The 16,254-nt window shown below is 71.3% G+C and carries 14 protein-coding genes; 10 read left to right on the top strand and 4 right to left on the bottom strand.

Annotated elements, in window-relative coordinates:
- Positions 1 to 141: 141 nt before the first annotated feature.
- Both AC07F3_RS07625 and AC07F3_RS07620 read right to left on the bottom strand, forming a co-directional pair.
- Complete coding sequence (locus tag AC07F3_RS07625; protein WP_479111436.1) at positions 142 to 1,440, bottom strand: sensor histidine kinase; 1,299 nt, start codon at positions 1,438 to 1,440, stop codon at positions 142 to 144.
- Positions 1,441 to 1,464: 24 nt separating this feature from the next.
- Positions 1,465 to 2,025 (bottom strand): sensor domain-containing protein, encoded by a 561-nt coding sequence (locus AC07F3_RS07620; RefSeq protein ID WP_479111434.1) that lies wholly within the window; start codon positions 2,023 to 2,025, stop codon positions 1,465 to 1,467.
- 517 nt (positions 2,026 to 2,542) lie between these two features.
- Here AC07F3_RS07620 and AC07F3_RS07615 point away from each other — a divergent pair.
- The 6 genes from AC07F3_RS07615 to AC07F3_RS07590 all read left to right on the top strand — a co-directional run bounded on the left by AC07F3_RS07615 (position 2,543) and on the right by AC07F3_RS07590 (position 8,993).
- Positions 2,543 to 3,715: an NAD(P)/FAD-dependent oxidoreductase gene (locus AC07F3_RS07615; RefSeq protein ID WP_479111432.1), complete on the top strand. Its 1,173-nt coding sequence runs from the start codon at positions 2,543 to 2,545 to the stop codon at positions 3,713 to 3,715.
- 46 nt (positions 3,716 to 3,761) lie between these two features.
- A complete protein-coding gene (nirB, locus tag AC07F3_RS07610; protein ID WP_479111925.1) occupies positions 3,762 to 6,230 on the top strand; it encodes a nitrite reductase large subunit NirB in 2,469 nt (822 codons plus the stop codon).
- A complete protein-coding gene (gene nirD, locus AC07F3_RS07605; RefSeq protein ID WP_479111431.1) occupies positions 6,227 to 6,559 on the top strand; it encodes a nitrite reductase small subunit NirD in 333 nt (110 codons plus the stop codon). Before nirB ends, nirD begins: the two co-directional genes overlap by 4 nt.
- A 15-nt stretch (positions 6,560 to 6,574) precedes the next feature.
- A complete protein-coding gene (locus tag AC07F3_RS07600) occupies positions 6,575 to 7,159 on the top strand; it encodes a TetR/AcrR family transcriptional regulator (RefSeq protein WP_479111429.1) in 585 nt (194 codons plus the stop codon).
- Positions 7,160 to 7,247: 88 nt separating this feature from the next.
- Positions 7,248 to 8,012, top strand: coding sequence for an SDR family NAD(P)-dependent oxidoreductase (locus AC07F3_RS07595; RefSeq protein ID WP_479111427.1), 765 nt, complete (start codon positions 7,248 to 7,250; stop codon positions 8,010 to 8,012).
- A gap of 57 nt (positions 8,013 to 8,069) precedes the next feature.
- Positions 8,070 to 8,993, top strand: a complete 924-nt coding sequence (locus AC07F3_RS07590) for an oxidoreductase (protein WP_479111425.1) — start codon at positions 8,070 to 8,072, stop codon at positions 8,991 to 8,993.
- A 23-nt stretch (positions 8,994 to 9,016) separates the two neighbouring features.
- On the opposite strand, the gene AC07F3_RS07585 is transcribed toward AC07F3_RS07590, so the two are convergent.
- A complete protein-coding gene (locus AC07F3_RS07585) occupies positions 9,017 to 9,421 on the bottom strand; it encodes a VOC family protein (protein WP_479111423.1) in 405 nt (134 codons plus the stop codon).
- Positions 9,422 to 9,859: 438 nt separating this feature from the next.
- On the opposite strand from AC07F3_RS07585, the gene AC07F3_RS07580 reads away from it, so the two are divergent.
- The 4 genes from AC07F3_RS07580 (at position 9,860) to AC07F3_RS07565 (ending at position 15,042) form a co-directional block, all read left to right on the top strand.
- Positions 9,860 to 11,758, top strand: a complete 1,899-nt coding sequence (locus AC07F3_RS07580; RefSeq protein ID WP_479111421.1) for an APC family permease — start codon at positions 9,860 to 9,862, stop codon at positions 11,756 to 11,758.
- Positions 11,759 to 11,981: 223 nt separating this feature from the next.
- Positions 11,982 to 13,235 carry an ABC transporter substrate-binding protein gene (locus tag AC07F3_RS07575; protein ID WP_479111419.1) on the top strand — a complete coding sequence of 418 codons (1,254 nt, stop codon included), beginning with the start codon at positions 11,982 to 11,984 and terminating at the stop codon, positions 13,233 to 13,235.
- 5 nt (positions 13,236 to 13,240) lie between these two features.
- Positions 13,241 to 14,149, top strand: a complete 909-nt coding sequence (locus AC07F3_RS07570) for a carbohydrate ABC transporter permease (protein WP_479111417.1) — start codon at positions 13,241 to 13,243, stop codon at positions 14,147 to 14,149.
- Positions 14,149 to 15,042, top strand: coding sequence for a carbohydrate ABC transporter permease (locus AC07F3_RS07565; protein ID WP_479111415.1), 894 nt, complete (start codon positions 14,149 to 14,151; stop codon positions 15,040 to 15,042). Before AC07F3_RS07570 ends, AC07F3_RS07565 begins: the two co-directional genes overlap by 1 nt.
- Here AC07F3_RS07565 and AC07F3_RS07560 read toward each other — a convergent pair.
- Positions 15,000 to 16,031: an ArsR/SmtB family transcription factor gene (locus AC07F3_RS07560; protein ID WP_479111413.1), complete on the bottom strand. Its 1,032-nt coding sequence runs from the start codon at positions 16,029 to 16,031 to the stop codon at positions 15,000 to 15,002. The genes AC07F3_RS07565 and AC07F3_RS07560 overlap by 43 nt on opposite strands.
- Positions 16,032 to 16,254: the final 223 nt, after the last annotated feature.

Here is a 16,254-nt window from a genome sequence, read left to right as displayed (position 1 = left end):
GGTCGTCGGCCGGTGGTCATCCGCTGGTGGTCGTCGGCCGGTGGTCATCCGCTGGTGGTCGTCGGCTGGTGGTCATCCGCTGGTGAACACGAGCCGGTGTTCCAAGCCCGGTGTTCAGTGTCCCCTCCCACTGGGCGCCGCTCATCTGAAGGGCATCAGCACGCTCACCACCGTAGGCCCTCCGGGTGGGCTGTCGCAGGTCAGCGAGCCGTCGACCGTACGCACCCGGGCTCGCAGCCCGGCCAGTCCGCTCCCCGCGCCGACCACCGCTCCCCCGCGCCCGTTGTCCTGGACGGTGAGCAGCAGGACCTTCGCCGCCCCGTACACGGTGACCGTCACCTCCGAAGCCCCGCTGTGCTTCGCCGCGTTGGCCAGCAGCTCCGCCGTGCAGAAGTAGGCGATGGATTCGACGGCCGGGCTCGGTCTGCCCTCGATTCCGCAGGTCACCCGGACGGGCAGCGCGCTGTCCGCGGCCAGCGTGGCGAGCGCCGCCTCCAGACCCTGGTCCAGCACGGGCGGATGGATGCCCTTCACCAGATGGCGGAGGTCGGCGACGGCCTTCTTGGCGTTGCCCTGCGCGGTCTCGACGACCTTCAGGATCCGGTCCTGCTCGGCACCGCCCGCAACCAGCTCGCGGATCATCGTGAGGTGCATGCCCAGGCCCACCAGGCGGGCCTGGGTCCCGTCGTGGAGGTCGCGTTCGATGCGGCGCAGGGTGGCCGCCGCGTCGTCGACGGCCTGGGCGCGGGTCTCCTCCAGGGTCCGGATGCGCTGGTCGGCCCGGTCCGGCCCGAGCAGCGCGGTGAGCAGCAGCCGGTGCGGGACGAGCGCGTGGCGGACCAGCCAGGGCGCCGCGTACAGGAGCAGCAGCCCGACCGCGAAGGGCAGCAGCCACCGGGGCCAGCTGTCGAGCTCCACCCCTCCCACCACCATTCCCGCATGTCGTACGGAACCGTCGGGCTCCCGGATCGTGAAGTAGTTCCAGCGCTTGAGCACCGGATACAGCGTCAGCAGCACCCCGTGCACATAGCCGATGTATACGGAGCCCATGGCCAGCAGGGCCGTCAGCGGGGCGGCCAGGGCGCAGCCGACCGCCCGCCACCCTGGCCTGCCGCCCAGCACCAAGCGCCGCCAGTCGAACACCCCGCTCGTCTCCGCCCGTACCGGCGGCTCGATCTCGATCCCCAACAGGCGGTGGGCCAGGGCCCGTTGGAGGTCGCCGAGGACCAGGGCCCCGCGGACGGCCGCCGCGACGAGCCACAGGCCCAGCGCCGTCCACGACAGCACCGCGCCGATCAGCAGAACCGCGGCGACCAGCACCAGGCCCGCCAGGGCGAGCGGCAGTGCGATGAGCGAGTAGAGCGCGGTGCGGGCGACCGGGCCGAGCCGGTCCCGCCGGTAGGGGAACTCCGAGGGGCCCGGAAGGCGCAGGCGGTGCATGACGAACAACCCTAGAGCCGTTGATCAGAGCTGGTGGATCACCGGCACGGACAGGAGCACGCAGACCGCGGCGACCAGGAGGGCCGGCCACGTGGCCCTGAGCAGCCCGGTGCGGTCGGCGCCGAGGAAGCCCTTGATCAGGCGGGCCTGGAGCAGGGTGAAGCCCTTCATCACCCAGGGCGTGATGAGCAGGAAGGTCACCCCGCCGCCTATGCCGTGCACCGCCCACGCGCCCGCCATCGTGGGACCGCCCCACGCCTGGCTCGGGTCGCCGTTCGGCCTGAGTGGATAGGCCAGGTTCATGACCACGACCGTCCAGAAGTAGCCCGACACCGTGAGCGCCACCAGGTTGAGCGGCAGGCTGATCACCGCGTGGGCCAGCGCCGAGGGGCCGGTGCGCCCCGGGGCCACCACCTCCAGGCCGAGCAACTTGCGGGCGAGGCCCCGCTGGACCCGGCCCGCCGGCCCACCGACCAGGGCTATCGGGACGCACAGGATGCCGACGGGCAGCGCCAGCAGGAGATAGGCGAGCCGCAGCCAGGTCCGGGCCCGGAACGGCTCCCGGAGGATGTCCTTCCAGCCCACGCGCGGAGGCCTACGGTGCGTGGCCTGCCGACCGGTGACGCCCGGGCTCGCGAGAGGGTCGGCCGACCCCGGGAAGGGGCGCCCCGAGTCCGGACGAACGCGAGCCGAGTCGGCACGGAGGCGGGCCGCGTCAGAGTGAAGGCGGGCCGAGCCCGCGTGAGGGTGGGGCGATGTGGGTGCGGGGTGCCGCTGTGCGAGGTCCATGCGTCAAGGCTCCCGTCCGGGGCCCGCCGTTTCGATCGTGCCAGCACGGAACTTCATGGTTCGGTTTACCCCACCCCCGCGTCCCACCCCCGCGCCCCTCGCCCCGCTCCGGGACCCCATCCTCCATGGCCCGGCCGCGCCCCACCACGGACGCCGCACCCCACGCCCCCAGGGTTGGACCTCCCCATTCCGACATCCCGAGCCCGCGCCGCCCACCCCCTCACACCCCACCCCCCGCCCCGCTGAGCTCAAGGTTCCCCCGTCGAAATCGGCGGGATGCGGCCGGGTAACAGCCGCCGCGCACGCTGGGCGCATGAGTTCGGACATCGTGGTGATCGGCGGCGGCACAGCGGGTGCCCGCCTGGCCCGGCACGTCCCGGTGACCGTCATCGGCGAGGAGGCCCACGCACCGTACAACCGGGTGCTCCTCGCGGAGGTGCTCGCCGGGCGGTACGGGCCGGAGGTGATCTCGCTGCCACCGGTACCGGTGCGGCGGGGCGTGCGGGCGGTGCGGATCGACCGTGCGGCGCGCCTGGTGCACTGCGACGACGGCACCGCCGTCCCGTACGGGCGCCTCGTGCTCGCGACCGGTTCGAACCCGGTGCTGCCGCCGCTCAGGGGCCTGCGCGACGGCCGGCTGCCGGACGGCGTGCACCCCTTCCGCACCCTCGACGACGCGCTCGCGCTGCGCGAGAAGGCCCGGGCGGGCAGCCGTGCGGTGGTCATCGGCGGCGGGCTGCTCGGCGTGATGGCCGCGCGGGCGCTCGCCGAGTGCGGCGCCCAGGTCGTCCTCGCCCAGCAGGGCGAGCGCCTGATGGAGCGCCAACTGGACGCAGGGGCGGCCGCGTTGGTCCGTGCTCATCTCGAACTCCTCGGGGTGGAGGTGCACACCGAGTGCCGGGTCCGCGGGCTCACCGGGGCGGCCGGCACCGACGTCGAGCTCGCCGACGGGTTCGTCCTGGGCGCCGAGCTGGTGGTCCTGGCGACCGGGGTCCGGCCCCGGACCGGCCTGGCGGTGGCCGCCGGGCTCGACGTCCGCCAGGGCGTGGTCGTCGACGACGAGCTGCGCACCTCGGACCCGTACATCCATGCCGTCGGGGACTGCGCCGAGCACCGCGGAACGGTGTACGGGCTCGCGGGCCCGGCGCTCGAACAGGCCGACGCGCTGGGCGCGTTGCTGAGCACCGGGCGCGGTTCCTACACCGGGACGCGCGGCCTGACCCGGCTGACGCTCGGCGGTCCGCGCCCTCTCGACCTCGCCGCTTTCGGCGAGCCCACGCCCCGTCCCGGGGACGACGTGGCCCACCTCGCGGACGCGACACGGGGCGCCTACCGCAAGGTCGTCGTGCGCGGCGACCGCCTGGTCGGAGGCGTGCTCCTCGGCGACCTCGGCGCGGTCGGGGCGCTCGCCCGGGCCTGGGAGGGCGACGAGCCCCTGCCGGACGCGCCCCTGCTCCACCTGCTCACCCACGACGGAGGTTCCTGACGTGTCCACCGAACACCTTTCCACGATCGTGGTCGTCGGCCACGGCATGGTCGGCCAGCGCTTCCTGGAGGCGCTCGCCGAGCGCGGCGCGACCGGGAGCACCCGGGTGGTCGTGCTCTGCGAGGAACCGCGCGCCGCCTACGACCGGGTCCACCTCACCTCGTACTTCGAGGGCAGGACGCCCGACGAACTCTCCCTCGTACCGGACGGCTTCCTGCGGCAGCACGGCATAGAGCTGTACGTCGACGATCCCGCCGAGTCCATCGACCGGGCCGCGCGCACGGTCACCGCCCGCTCCGGCCGTGCCTTCGCGTACGACACGCTCGTCCTGGCCACCGGGTCGTATCCGTTCGTGCCGCCGGTGCCCGGCAAGGACGTTCCGGGCTGCTTCGTCTACCGGACGATCGAGGACCTGTTGGCCATCGAGGGGTACGCCAAGACCGCGACGACCGGTGCGGTGGTCGGCGGCGGGCTGCTGGGTCTGGAGGCGGCGGGCGCGCTGCGCGGGCTCGGCCTGGACACGCACATCGTGGAGTTCGCGCCCCGGCTGATGCCCGTCCAGGTCGACGAGGGCGGTGGCGCGGCGCTCCTGCGCACGATCGAGAACATGGGGCTCACCGTGCACACGGGAGTCGGCACCCAGGAGATCACCGCCGATGAGGAGGGACGCGTCAATGGAATGACACTTTCTGACGGCTCTCATCTGTCGACCGACCTGGTGGTCTTCTCGGCCGGTGTCCGTCCCCGCGACCAACTGGCCCGGGACTGCGGTCTCGCGGTCGGCGAGCGCGGCGGCATCGTCGTCGACGAACAGTGCCGCACGAGCGACCCCTCGGTGTTCGCGATCGGCGAGTGCGCGCTCGCCTCGGACGGCCGGGTCTACGGCCTGGTCGCGCCCGGGTACGACATGGCGGAGACCGCGGCCGACACCATCGCCGCCGGGGCGGGGCGCGCCTTCACCGGGGCCGACCTGTCGACGAAGCTGAAGCTGCTCGGCGTCGATGTCGCGTCGTTCGGCGACGCGCACGGCACGGCCGAGGACAGCCTGGACGTCGTCTACTCGGACTCTCGTTCCGGGATCTACAAGAAGCTGGTCGTGTCGTCCGAGGGGGTGCTGCTCGGCGGCGTCCTGGTCGGCGACGCGGACGCGTACGGCATGCTGCGCCCGCTCACCGGGCACGTGCCGCCGCTCGCCCCCGAGCAGCTGGTCCTGCCCGCCGGACTCGGCGCACCCGCCGCGCTGGGCCCCGAGGCGCTGCCGGACGACGCGGTCGTCTGCTCCTGCCACAACGTCACCAAGGGCGCGATCGCCGCCTGCGCCACGCTGCCGGAGGTCAAGAAGTGCACCAAGGCCGGTACGGGGTGCGGCAGTTGCGTGAAGACCATCGGGATGCTGCTCCCGAAGTCGGGTGACGGCGGCCTGTGCGGCTGCTTCGCGCAGACCCGCCAGGAGCTGTACGAGATCACGCTCGCACTGCGTCTCGGCTCCTTCACCGAACTCCTCGACGGGCACGGCCGCGAGGAGGCCCGCGGCGGCGAGGGCTGCGAGATCTGCAAGCCGGCCGTCGCCTCGATCCTGGCCGGGCTGGGAAACGGGCACATCCTGGACGGGGAGCAGGCCGCCCTCCAGGACACCAACGACCACTTCCTCGCCAACCTGCAGCGCAACGGCTCCTACTCGATCGTGCCGCGCATCCCGGGCGGTGAGATCACGCCGGACAAGCTCATCGTGATCGGTGAGGTGGCGCGGGACTTCGGCCTCTACACGAAGATCACCGGCGGCCAGCGCATCGATCTCTTCGGCGCCCGCGTCGACCAACTCCCCTCGATCTGGACCAGGTTGGTGGACGCCGGATTCGAGTCCGGGCACGCGTACGGGAAGTCGCTGCGCACGGTCAAGTCGTGTGTGGGGCAGACCTGGTGCCGGTACGGGGTGCAGGACTCGGTCCGGATGGCGATCGACCTGGAGCTGCGCTACCGGGGCCTGCGCTCGCCGCACAAGCTGAAGTCGGCGGTGTCCGGCTGCGCCCGCGAGTGCGCCGAGGCCCAGTCGAAGGACTTCGGCGTGATCGCCACGGCCAACGGCTGGAACCTGTACGTCGGCGGCAACGGCGGCGCCAGTCCGCGCCACGCCGATCTGCTGGCTCAGGACCTGACAGATGACGAACTTGTCCGTCTGATCGACAGGTTCCTGATGTTCTACATCCGTACCGCCGACCGCCTGGAGCGTACGTCGGTCTGGCTGGAGCGGATCGAGGGCGGCCTCGCCCACATCAGGGACGTGGTGGTGAACGACTCGCTCGGCATCTGCGCCGAGCTGGAGGCCTTGATGGCCGCGCACGTGGCGGGCTACCGCGACGAGTGGGCCGAGACCCTGGACGACCCCGAGCGGCTCGCCCGCTTCGTGTCCTTCGTGAACGCGCCCGACGCGCCCGACCCCTCGGTCCGGTTCGTCCCCGAGCGCGACCAGATCAAGCCCGAACTTCCCCTCCTCACCCTGGGAGCCACGCGATGACGATGGTCCAACTCAAGCTGGACGAAGGCTGGTTCGAGGTCTGCGAGGCCGCCCGCCTCACCCCTGGTCGCGGTGTCGCGGCCCTGCTCCCCGACGGCCGCCAGGCAGCCGTCTTCACCGACCGGCGCGGCCGTACGTACGCGATCGACAACCGCGACCCGTTCACCGGCGCCTACGTGCTCTCGCGCGGGCTGCTCGGCTCGACGCCGGAAGGCCGCCCCTATGTGGCCTCCCCGCTCCTCAAGCACCGCTTCGACCTGGAGACCGGGGCCTGCCTCGACGACGAGACGCAGACCGTCCAGACTTACTTGACCGATCGTTCCAATTAGTTCTACTGTCACCGTGTGGCCAGGACCAAGGAATTCGACCCGGACGCCGCGTTGCAGTCAGCCCTGGAGCTGTTCTGGCGTCGCGGCTACGAGGCGACGTCGATGGCGGACCTCGTCGAGCACCTCGGCATCGGCCGCGCCAGCATCTACGCGACGTTCGGCAACAAGCACGAGCTGTACCTGAAGGCGCTCGACCGCTACGCCGAGCACCGCGATCCCGTACTGCTCGCCGAGTTGTCGCGGCCAGGTCCCGCGCTGCCCGCCGTGCGCGAGGTCGTGCGCCGCTTCGCCGCCGAGTCCACGGCGGACGGCTCCCGCCTGAGCGGCTGTTTCGTCACCAATACCGCCGCCGAACTGGCCTCGCACGACAGCGCGGCGGCCCGCCGCGTCGAGCTCAGCTGGGAGCACGTCGAGACCCTGCTGCACTCCGCGCTCGTACGGGCCCAGGCGCAGGGCGAGTTGGCGGCGGACCGCGATCCGCGCGGTATCGCCCGGATGCTGCTCGTCTTCTTCCAGGGCGTACGGATCGTCGGCAAGGCGTCCGGCGATCCGGGCCGCGTGAGGGACGCGGCCGAACAGATACTGACCGTGCTCGACTGACCGCTGTCATCTGTCGCCCGACACCCCTCAAGCAGCCCCTGGGGCCCGCTCTCCGCACACCCTTATAACAGAACGATTGGTCAAGAATATGTCTGCTCGTTTCGCGCACAAGACCGTTCTCGTCACCGGCGCCGGTTCCGGGCTCGGCCGGGCCCTCGCACTCGCTTTCGCGGCCGAGGGAGCCCGCGTCGCCGTCGCCGGGCGCACGGCGGCGACCTTGGACGAGACGGTGGCCCTGATCACGGAGGCGGGCGGGACGGCGGCCACCTTCACCGCCGACGTGTCCGAGTCCCCCGCCGTCCGTGCCCTGGTGACCGACGTGGTCGAGCGCTTCGGCTCCCTGGACGTGGCGGTCAACAACGCCGGGATCTTCCGGGGCGGCGCCCCCATCGGTGACCTGTCAGAGAGTGACTGGCAGACGCTGATATCTGTCAACCTCACCGGCGTCCTCCACGCCCTCCAGGCGGAGATCGCCCAGATGCGTACCCAGGAGTCGGGCGGCGCGATCGTCAACATCTCCTCCAACGTGGGTGCCCACAGCCGCCGCCCCGGGCTGACCGCGTACGCCACGTCCAAGGCCGCGGTCAGCGCGCTTACCAGGGGCGCGGCCCTTGACCACATTCAGGACGGGGTGCGGATCAACGCGGTGAGCCCCGGCCCGGTCGACACCACGATGTCGCTGCGCCCCGGCGAGTCCGAGGCGGATCGGGCGGCCCGCATGAAGGAGGCGCAGCCGCTCGGCCGGGTCTCCACCACGGCGGAGGTCGCGGCGGCCGTGCTGTACCTGGCCTCGGACGATGCCGCCTCGGTCGTCGGCACGGACCTCGTCATCGACGGCGGCGCCTCCGCCTGACCCGCGCGCCCCTCCCCCACTCGGCCCGACGGGCATACCCACCAGTACGGTGGATGCATGACTCAGGGCTGGAGTGCTCAGGACATCCCCGATCAGAGCGGCCGTACGGCCGTCGTCACCGGGGCGAACAGCGGCATCGGTCTGGTCACGGCGCGGGAGCTGGCCCGCCGTGGCGCACGGGTGGTGCTCGCCTGCCGCAGCGACGTGCGCGGCAAGGAGGCCGAGGACCGGATCAGAAGTGAAGTCCCCGGCGCGGAGGTCGAGTTCCGGCGGCTCGACCTCGCCGACCTCGCCTCCGTGCGGGAGTTCGCCGCCACGTTCCCCGACGAACGGCTCGATCTGCTCGTCAACAACGCGGGCGTGATGGCGCTCCCGTACGGGAAGACCGCCGACGGGTTCGAGAGGCAGTTCGGCGTCAACCACCTCGGGCACTTCGCGCTCACCGGGCTGCTGCTGCCCCGGCTCCGGGCCACTGGTGCGGCGCGCGTGGTGAGCGTGTCCAGTGGGATGCACGCACTGGCCAATATTGATATCGGGGATCTCAACAGCGAGCGGAATTACCGGCGTTGGATCGTCTACGGGCGCTCCAAGTCCGCGAACCTGCTCTTCATCCACGAGCTCGCGCGCCGGCTGCGGACGGCGGGCTCGGACATCGTCTCGGCGGCCGCGCACCCCGGCTACTCCGCGACCAACCTCCAGACGCAGGCCGTCCGCATGGAGGGCCGCAAGGTGGCCGAGCGGGTCGTCGAGCTCGGCAACCGGATCATCGCTCAGCCCGCCGAGGTCGGCGCGCTGCCCACGCTGTACGCGGCGACCGCGCCCGGGGTGCGGCCCGACTCGTTCACGGGGCCGTCCCTCATGATGTGGCGCGGCGCGCCCGCCAAGTCCTGGCGGGCGAAGTGGACGCTGAACGACGTCGCCGGTGAACGGCTCTGGGTGGCTTCGGAGCAGCTCACCGGCGTGACGTACGACATGTCCTGACGCCGGGGGCGGGGCCGGACGCCTCAGGCGTTGATCGCGGCCGAGTCCATGTACATGACCTCCCAGTGGTGCCCGTCCGGGTCCAGGAAGGAGCGGCCGTACATGGGCCCCTGCTCCATCGTCTCCTGGGCGGGCGAGCCGCCGGAGGCGAGGGCGGTGTCGACGAGGCGGTCGACCTCCGCGCGGCTGTCCGCGCTCAGGCAGACGATCGACTCCACGGTCGTCGCGGTGTCGGCGATCTGCCGCTTGGTGAAGTTCTTGAAGAACGGCTCGGTGAGCAGCATGGCGTAGATCGTGTCGCTGATCACCAGACAGCCGGCGTTCTCGTCGGTGAACTGGGGGTTGAAGGAGTAACCCAGCTTGCCGAAGAAGTCCTTCGAGCGCTCCAGGTCCTTCACCGGCAGGTTGACGAAGATCATGGTGGGCATGGGGTGCTCCCTCGTACGTGGTGGCGTCGCTTACGAGGGGTAGACGGCGGCCCGCACGAAAACTCATCGTCGCGCCGCGTTTATTTTTTCGGCGCCGACAGAGTGCGGGCCACGGCGAGGGCGGCGCGCGCGGTTCGCCAAGGTGCGGCGCCCCACAGGGCAGCGCCGCCAGGGGGATTGAGGCCCGGGCCCTCGCCCGTCGTGTCCGCGGCGCGGCCGTTCAGCCGACGCGGTGTCGCGAGCGCGATCCGCTCGCCCCGCGCCTTGGCGCGCTCGGCGTCGAGGCCTTGATGGCGACCGTCCACGACGGCGTGCCCCGCACGCCCAAGGGCGCCTGCCCGCCTCCCCCGTCAAGAGGGCGTATGGATGCGGGTGTCCTCCGACAAGGGGGCGCCAAGGGTGCGCGGCGGGGCGGGGCGGCGGTCGCACGCTGGGCGCATGCTCACCACGTCGAAGGCCGTCGTCAGCGACGCTGCCCCCGAAGAACCCCCCGGAGCGGTCGACCGGCACCGGCTCACCGCCACCCAGGGTCTCGCCGCGCTCTCGCTCGACGCGATGGCCTCCGTGGCGTACGGCCCCGAGGCGATCGTCCTGGTGCTCGCCTCGGCCGGTGCGTACGGGCTCGGGTTCACACTGCCCGTGACGCTGGCGATCGCCGGGCTGCTCGCGGTGCTCGTGGCCTCCTACCGGCAGGTCATCGCGGCCTTCCCCAACGGCGGCGGCTCCTACGCGGTGGCCCGCCGCCACCTGGGCCCGCGCACCGGCCTGGTCGCGGCCGCCTCGCTGATCCTCGACTACGTCCTGAACGTCGCCGTGTCCGTCACGGCGGGCGTGGCCGCGCTGACCTCGGCCTTCCCGGAGCTCTACGGCGACCGGCTCGTCATCTGCCTCGGCGTGCTCGTCCTGGTCACCGCCGTCAACCTGCGCGGCATCGTCGATTCGGCGAAGGCGTTCATCGTCCCGACCGCGGTCTTCATCGCCTCCATCCTGGCGATCGTCGTCGCCGGTCTCCTGCGCACCGCGCCCGCCTCCACCCACTCCGCCGACGGGCACGCCTCCGTCCTCGCGGGGAACGCCACGAGCGTGGGCGCGCTGCTGCTGCTCAAGGCCTTCGCGTCCGGCTGTTCGGCGCTGACCGGTGTCGAGGCCGTCGCCAACGCCGTGCCGTCCTTCCGCGCCCCGGCGGCCAAGCGCGCCCAGCGCACCGAGGTCGCGCTCGGCGCGCTGCTCGGCGTCATGCTGGTCGGCCTGTCGGTCCTCATCGGCCGCTTCCACCTCCAGCCGGTCGAGGGCGTGACGGTACTCGCCCAGCTCGCGGACGCCTCCCTGGGGCACAACTGGGCTTTCTACGTCGTGCAGTTCGCCACCGTCGTCCTGCTGGCCCTCGCCGCGAACACCTCCTTCGGAGGATTGCCCGTCCTCATGTCGCTGCTCGCCCGGGACAACTACCTGCCGCACGTCTTCGGCCTCAAGGCCGACCGCCAGGTGCACCGGCACGGGGTGCTCGCGCTCGCCGCGGTCTCCGCGGCCCTGCTGGTCTTCTCCGGCGGCGACACCAACACCCTGGTCCCGCTCTTCGCGATCGGGGTCTTCGTGGGCTTCACCATCTGCCAGACCGGCATGGTGATCCACTGGCGCGGCGAGCGCTCGCCAGGGTGGCGGTGGAAGGCCCTCCTCAACGGTTTCGGCGCCCTGCTCACCGGCGTCTCGGCGGTCGTGGTGACCGCCACCAAGTTCACCGAGGGCGCCTGGCTGATCGTCATCGCGCTGCCCCTGCTCGTGCTCGCCTTCGAGGCCGTGCACCGGGCCTACGGGCGCATCGCCGAGCGACTGGGTCTCGGCCGGGTGCCCGAACCGCCGCGCCGCGACCGCTCGTTGGTGATCGTGCCGGTCTCATGGGGGCACCTCCCTGGCTCTTCAAGCCTCGGGGGACTGTCCCGGTTGACCTGCGAGGCCCTCAACGCGGCCGTGTCCCTGGGCGACGAGGTGCGGGCCGTGACGGTCAGCCACCCCGACGAGGACGACCGCCGCGCGACGGAGGCGCTGCGCCGCGACTGGGAGCTGTGGAACCCGGGGGTGGAGCTGGTCGAGCTGTCCTCCCCGCACCGCAGCCTCGGCCGCCCCGTCGCGGGCTATGTGAGCCGCGTCCACGCCTACCACCCCCACACCCGGGTCACCGTGCTCATACCGGAGGTGGAGCCGGCGCACATCTGGCAGCGGGTGCTCCAGAACCAGCGGGGTGCCGTCCTCGCCCGCGCCGTCCGCAGGGACACCGATGCGGTGATCTGCCGCCTGCGCTTCCGGCTCGGGCCCCCGGCCGCCCGCCTCGACGCCTGACGCCGGGGGAGGCTCCCCAAGGGAGGGCTCCCCTCGCCGACGCGTCCGGCCCGGACGAGAAAGCCCCCAGCCCCGCCGACGCGTCCGGCCCGGACAAGAGGGTTCCCGCCCCCGCCGGTGCGTCCGGCCCGGCTGACACATCGCCGCAATAGCGCTGTCGTAATCCCGCTGCATGGTTGATCGTTGAGCCGTACAGCGGGATGACGAACAGGGGGCGTACGCCATGACGATCAACCGCCGGACACTTCTCGGCACCGGGGCCGCACTCGGCCTGCTCACCGCATGCGGCTCGAACACCGGCCGCGACAAGGGCAGTTCACCGGACGGAAAGATGACGCTCGACCACTGGTACCACCAGTACGGAGAGGCCGGGACCGAGGCCGCCGTCCGCCGCTACGCGGCCGCGTACGACAAGGCGAAGGTGACCGTCCAGTGGCGGCCCGGCAACTACGACCAGCAGACCGCGGCCGCCCTGCTCACCGATTCCGGCCCGGACGTCTTCGAGGTCAACGGGCCGACCCTGGACCAGATCCAGGGCGGGCAGGTCGCCGATCTCACCGCCCTGCTCGACGGGGTGAAGGACGACTTCAACCCGGCCGTGCTCGCGCCCAAGACGTACGACGGGAAGATCTGGGGCATCCCGCAGGTCGTCGACACGCAGTTCCTCTACTACCGCAAGAGCCTCCTCAAGGACGCGGGCGTGCAGCCGCCCGCCACCATCGACGAACTCGTCGACGCGGCCAAGGCGTTGACACGGAACAAGGTCAAGGGCCTCTTCCTCGGCAACGACGGCGGCGCGGGCGTCCTCGGCGGTACGCCGCTGTACGCGGCCGGGCTGAGCCTGGTCACCGCCGACGGCAAAGTGGGCTTCGACGACCCGGCCGCCGCCCGCGCCCTCGGCAAGCTCCACCAGCTGTACGCCGACAAGTCGCTGCTGCTCGGCGCCCCCAGTGACTGGTCGGACCCGTCCGCCTTCCTCCAGGGCCTCACCGCCATGCAGTGGTCGGGGCTGTGGGCGCTGCCCGCGGTGGACAAGGCGCTCGGCGACGACTTCGGGGTGCTGCCCTTCCCCAAGGACGGCCCGAACGGGAAGCCCTCGGTGCCGGTCGGCGCGTACGCCGCCGCCGTGTCCACCCGCTCCAGGCACCAGGCGGAGGCCAAGACGTACGTGAAGTGGCTGTGGGTGGAACGTACCGACTTCCAGGAGGACTTCGCGCTCTCCTACGGCTTCCACATCCCGGCCCGGCTCTCGCTCGCCAAGAAGGCGGCCAAGCTTCGGCAGGGCGCCGCCGCCGACGTGGTGACGTACGCGACGCAGAACGGTTACGCGCAGCCGCTGCTGTGGACGCCGACGCTCCAGAGCGCCTACCAGGACGCGCTGAACCGGATCATCAAGGACGGGGCCAGCCCTGACAGTGAGTTGAAATCCGTCATCCGAAAGACCCATGACGAACTTCAGCGGGTGAAGAAGCGCTGACACCCATGCGACGACGTATTTCGGACAACACCCTCTGGTTCTGGATCTTCGTCGGCCCCTTCGCGGCGGGGCTCGCCCTCTTCACGTACGTCCCCCTGCTGTGGAGCGTCTACCTCAGCTTCTTCGACGCCCACAACACGGTCTCCCCCACCGACTTCGTGGGCTTCGACAACTACACGGCGATGCTGCGGGACGACGCGTTCACCTCCAGCCTGGGCACGTTCGCGGTGTTCTCGCTGTTCATCGTGCCCGCGACGTACGCCCTCGCGCTCGCCCTCGCGCTGCTTGTGAACCGGGTCCGCCGCTTCCAGGCCTTCTTCCGCTCGGTGTTCTTCCTGCCCGCCGCCTGTTCGTACGTGGTCGCCGCGCTGATCTGGAAGATGTCGATCTTCAACGGGGTGCGGTTCGGGCTCGCCAACACCGTGCTCGGCTGGTTCGGCCTCGACCAGACCGCCTGGCTCTCGACGACGCATCCCCCCTGGTACTGGCTGGTCATCGTGACCGTACGGCTGTGGTTGCAGGCCGGGTTCTACATGATCCTCTTCCTGGCCGGACTCCAGCGGATCAGTCCGCGCCTGTACGAGGCGGCCGCGGTGGACGGCGCCCGGCCCGGCTGGCAGGTGTTCCGCCACATCACCTTCCCCCAGCTGCGCACCACCTCGATCGCGGTGGTGCTGCTCCTGGTCATCAACGCCTTCCAGGCCTTCGACGAGTTCTACAACCTGCTCTCCGACGCCCGCGGCTATCCGCCTTACGCCCGTCCGCCGCTGGTCTACCTCTACTACACAGCCCTCGGCCAGGGACAGAACCTCGGGATGGGCAGCGCCGGCGCGGTGATCCTCGCGCTGATCATCGCGGTGGTGACGGTGTTCCAGGCCCGCTGGTTGGGCCTGGGCCGGAAGGAGGCCGACTGATGACCGCGCCCCGCACGACGGACACCCCCCGCAGGGCCGCGGCCCGCCGCACCGCCTCCGACGAGGCGCTCGTCCGGGTCGGGCGCGCCCTGCGCCTGGTGATCCTGGCCGCGCTGGCCCTGCTGTTCCTGGTGCCCTTCTACCTCCTGGTCCGCAACGGGCTCGCGACCGAGCAGGAGATCACTTCGCCCGGGTGGACGCTCTTCCCGTCCACCCTGCACTGGTCGAACGTGCGCGAGCTCTTCGCCGATCCGGCGGTCCCCATGGCTCGCTCGCTGCTCAACTCGGCGCTGATCGCCGTCGCCACCACGGTGGGCACCCTGCTGTTCGCCTCGCTCGCGGGCTACGGCCTCGCCCGCATCCCGTACCGCTTCGCCAACCAGGTCTTCTACGCGGTGATCGGCACGCTGATGGTTCCCGCGGCGGTCACGTTCGTACCAAGTTTCGTTCTCGTTTCGTCCCTCGGCTGGGTGTCGAGCTTGCGCGGCCTGATCGTCCCGACCCTGTTCTCCGGGTTCGCGTGCTTCGTCTTTCGCCAGTTCTTCACGGGATTTCCACGGGAGTTGGAGGACGCGGCCCGGGTCGACGGACTTGGATATTGGCGTACGTACTGGAGGATCGTCGTGCCCAATGCGCGCCCGGTCTTCGCGGCCGTCGGCACCATTGTGTTCATCGGCGCCTGGAATTCCTTTCTGTGGCCGCTGGTCATCGGCCAGGACCGGGACGCCTGGACGGTCCAGGTGGCGCTCTCCACCTTCACCACCGCCCAGGTGGTCAACCTGCACGAGCTGTTCGTGGCGGCGGCCGTGTCGATCGTCCCGCTGGTCCTGGTCTTCCTGCTGCTCCAGCGTTACATCGTGGCCGGCGTGGAGCGCTCGGGGATCGACGACTGACGGGGCCGCGGCACGCGCGGGGTCCCGCCGCACAGCAGCGCGGAGCCGAGCGGCGTCAGTGTATGCAGTACGGAGTTGCCGTGGCGCAGCGTGACCAGGAGGCCGGCGTCGCGCAGGACCCCGGCGTGCTGGCTGGCGGAGGCGAGCGACACGCCTGCCCTGCGGGCGAGTTCGCTGGTGGTGCAGCCGTTGCCGATGGACTGGAGCACGCTGGAGCGGGTGTGGCCGACGAGCCGGCCGAGCGAGGTGCCGCGGTCGGGGCCCGGCGGCGACTCGTACGGCGCCTGCGTGTGCGTCACCGGGTAGACCAGCACCGGCGGCAGCTTCGGGTTCTGCAGGGCGACCGGGGTGCGGCGGCAGAAGAACGAGGGCTGGAGGAGCAACCCCCGCCCCTCCAGGTGGAGTTCGCGGTCCACCGGGTAGTCCGCCTCCAGGACGGGGGCGCGCCAGCGCAGCATCGGGGGCAGCGAGGCGAGGAGTTCACCGGCGCCGCCGTCGAGCAGCGCCCGGCCGCGGGCCGCCCGGTCGGCGTCCACGCGGGTCTGTATGTGCGCCCAGTACGGGGAGACGGCGGCCCGGTGGTAGGCGGCCAACGCGTCGGCGAGGCGGCCGAGTTGACCGGTGCAGCCGTCGGCGAGCGAGGCCGCCCAGCCGGTGGTCGGGCGGCCACCGGGGAGCCGGGAGAGTTCGGTGTGCAGCCGCTGGGGCCCGGTCTCCCGAATGCGCTCCAGACCGGAATCGAGGGAATGCGGGCCTTGGGGCGGCGTGAGAAAGTCGGGGAAATATCCCCGACACGGAACGATCGCGGAGAGCAATCGCGTTTCTCCGCTCAAGCGGCCACGAGTTTCCTGTCGCCATTCACCGAATACGGAGGCGCCCCGCCGGTCCCTTAAGCGGTGAAAGCTGAGAATCGTTTCCCACAGCGTGTCGGGACCCGGCGCCATACGGAGCCGAGCCAGATCCTCGCCGGTGAAATGAATGCGCAGCACCGAAACCCCACCTGTCCACTGTGTTGCAACCTGTTGCGTTGTGTTGCATCCGCAATTGATCCCCCGACCGACTCGACTGAGTATGCCTCCCGTCACTGCACGTGACCACGGGCCTTTCAGCCACAGTTGAAAGGCCTCGCGGAAGGGACACCGGGGACGAAAAGCTGTACCTCGTCGGGCACGACACCGAGCCAACCGGAAAGATTCTGCGAAGACCGTGGGG

The sequence above is a fragment of the Streptomyces sp. NPDC045846 genome, from assembly GCF_056431605.1.
Note: the sequence above shows the minus strand (reverse complement) of the source record. Positions and strands in the feature narration are given on the sequence as shown.

Coding starts and splice junctions, on each gene's coding strand:
- nirB (WP_479111925.1), top strand. CDS start 3,762: ATGGTCGGCCAGCGCTTCCTGGAGGCGCTCGCCGAGCGCGGCGCGACC.
- AC07F3_RS07595 (WP_479111427.1), top strand. CDS start 7,248: ATGTCTGCTCGTTTCGCGCACAAGACCGTTCTCGTCACCGGCGCCGGT.
- AC07F3_RS07570 (WP_479111417.1), top strand. CDS start 13,241: ATGCGACGACGTATTTCGGACAACACCCTCTGGTTCTGGATCTTCGTC.
- AC07F3_RS07590 (WP_479111425.1), top strand. CDS start 8,070: ATGACTCAGGGCTGGAGTGCTCAGGACATCCCCGATCAGAGCGGCCGT.
- AC07F3_RS07580 (WP_479111421.1), top strand. CDS start 9,860: ATGCTCACCACGTCGAAGGCCGTCGTCAGCGACGCTGCCCCCGAAGAA.
- nirD (WP_479111431.1), top strand. CDS start 6,227: ATGACGATGGTCCAACTCAAGCTGGACGAAGGCTGGTTCGAGGTCTGC.
- AC07F3_RS07625 (WP_479111436.1), bottom strand. CDS start 1,440: ATGCACCGCCTGCGCCTTCCGGGCCCCTCGGAGTTCCCCTACCGGCGG.
- AC07F3_RS07565 (WP_479111415.1), top strand. CDS start 14,149: ATGACCGCGCCCCGCACGACGGACACCCCCCGCAGGGCCGCGGCCCGC.
- AC07F3_RS07585 (WP_479111423.1), bottom strand. CDS start 9,421: ATGCCCACCATGATCTTCGTCAACCTGCCGGTGAAGGACCTGGAGCGC.
- AC07F3_RS07615 (WP_479111432.1), top strand. CDS start 2,543: ATGAGTTCGGACATCGTGGTGATCGGCGGCGGCACAGCGGGTGCCCGC.
- AC07F3_RS07575 (WP_479111419.1), top strand. CDS start 11,982: ATGACGATCAACCGCCGGACACTTCTCGGCACCGGGGCCGCACTCGGC.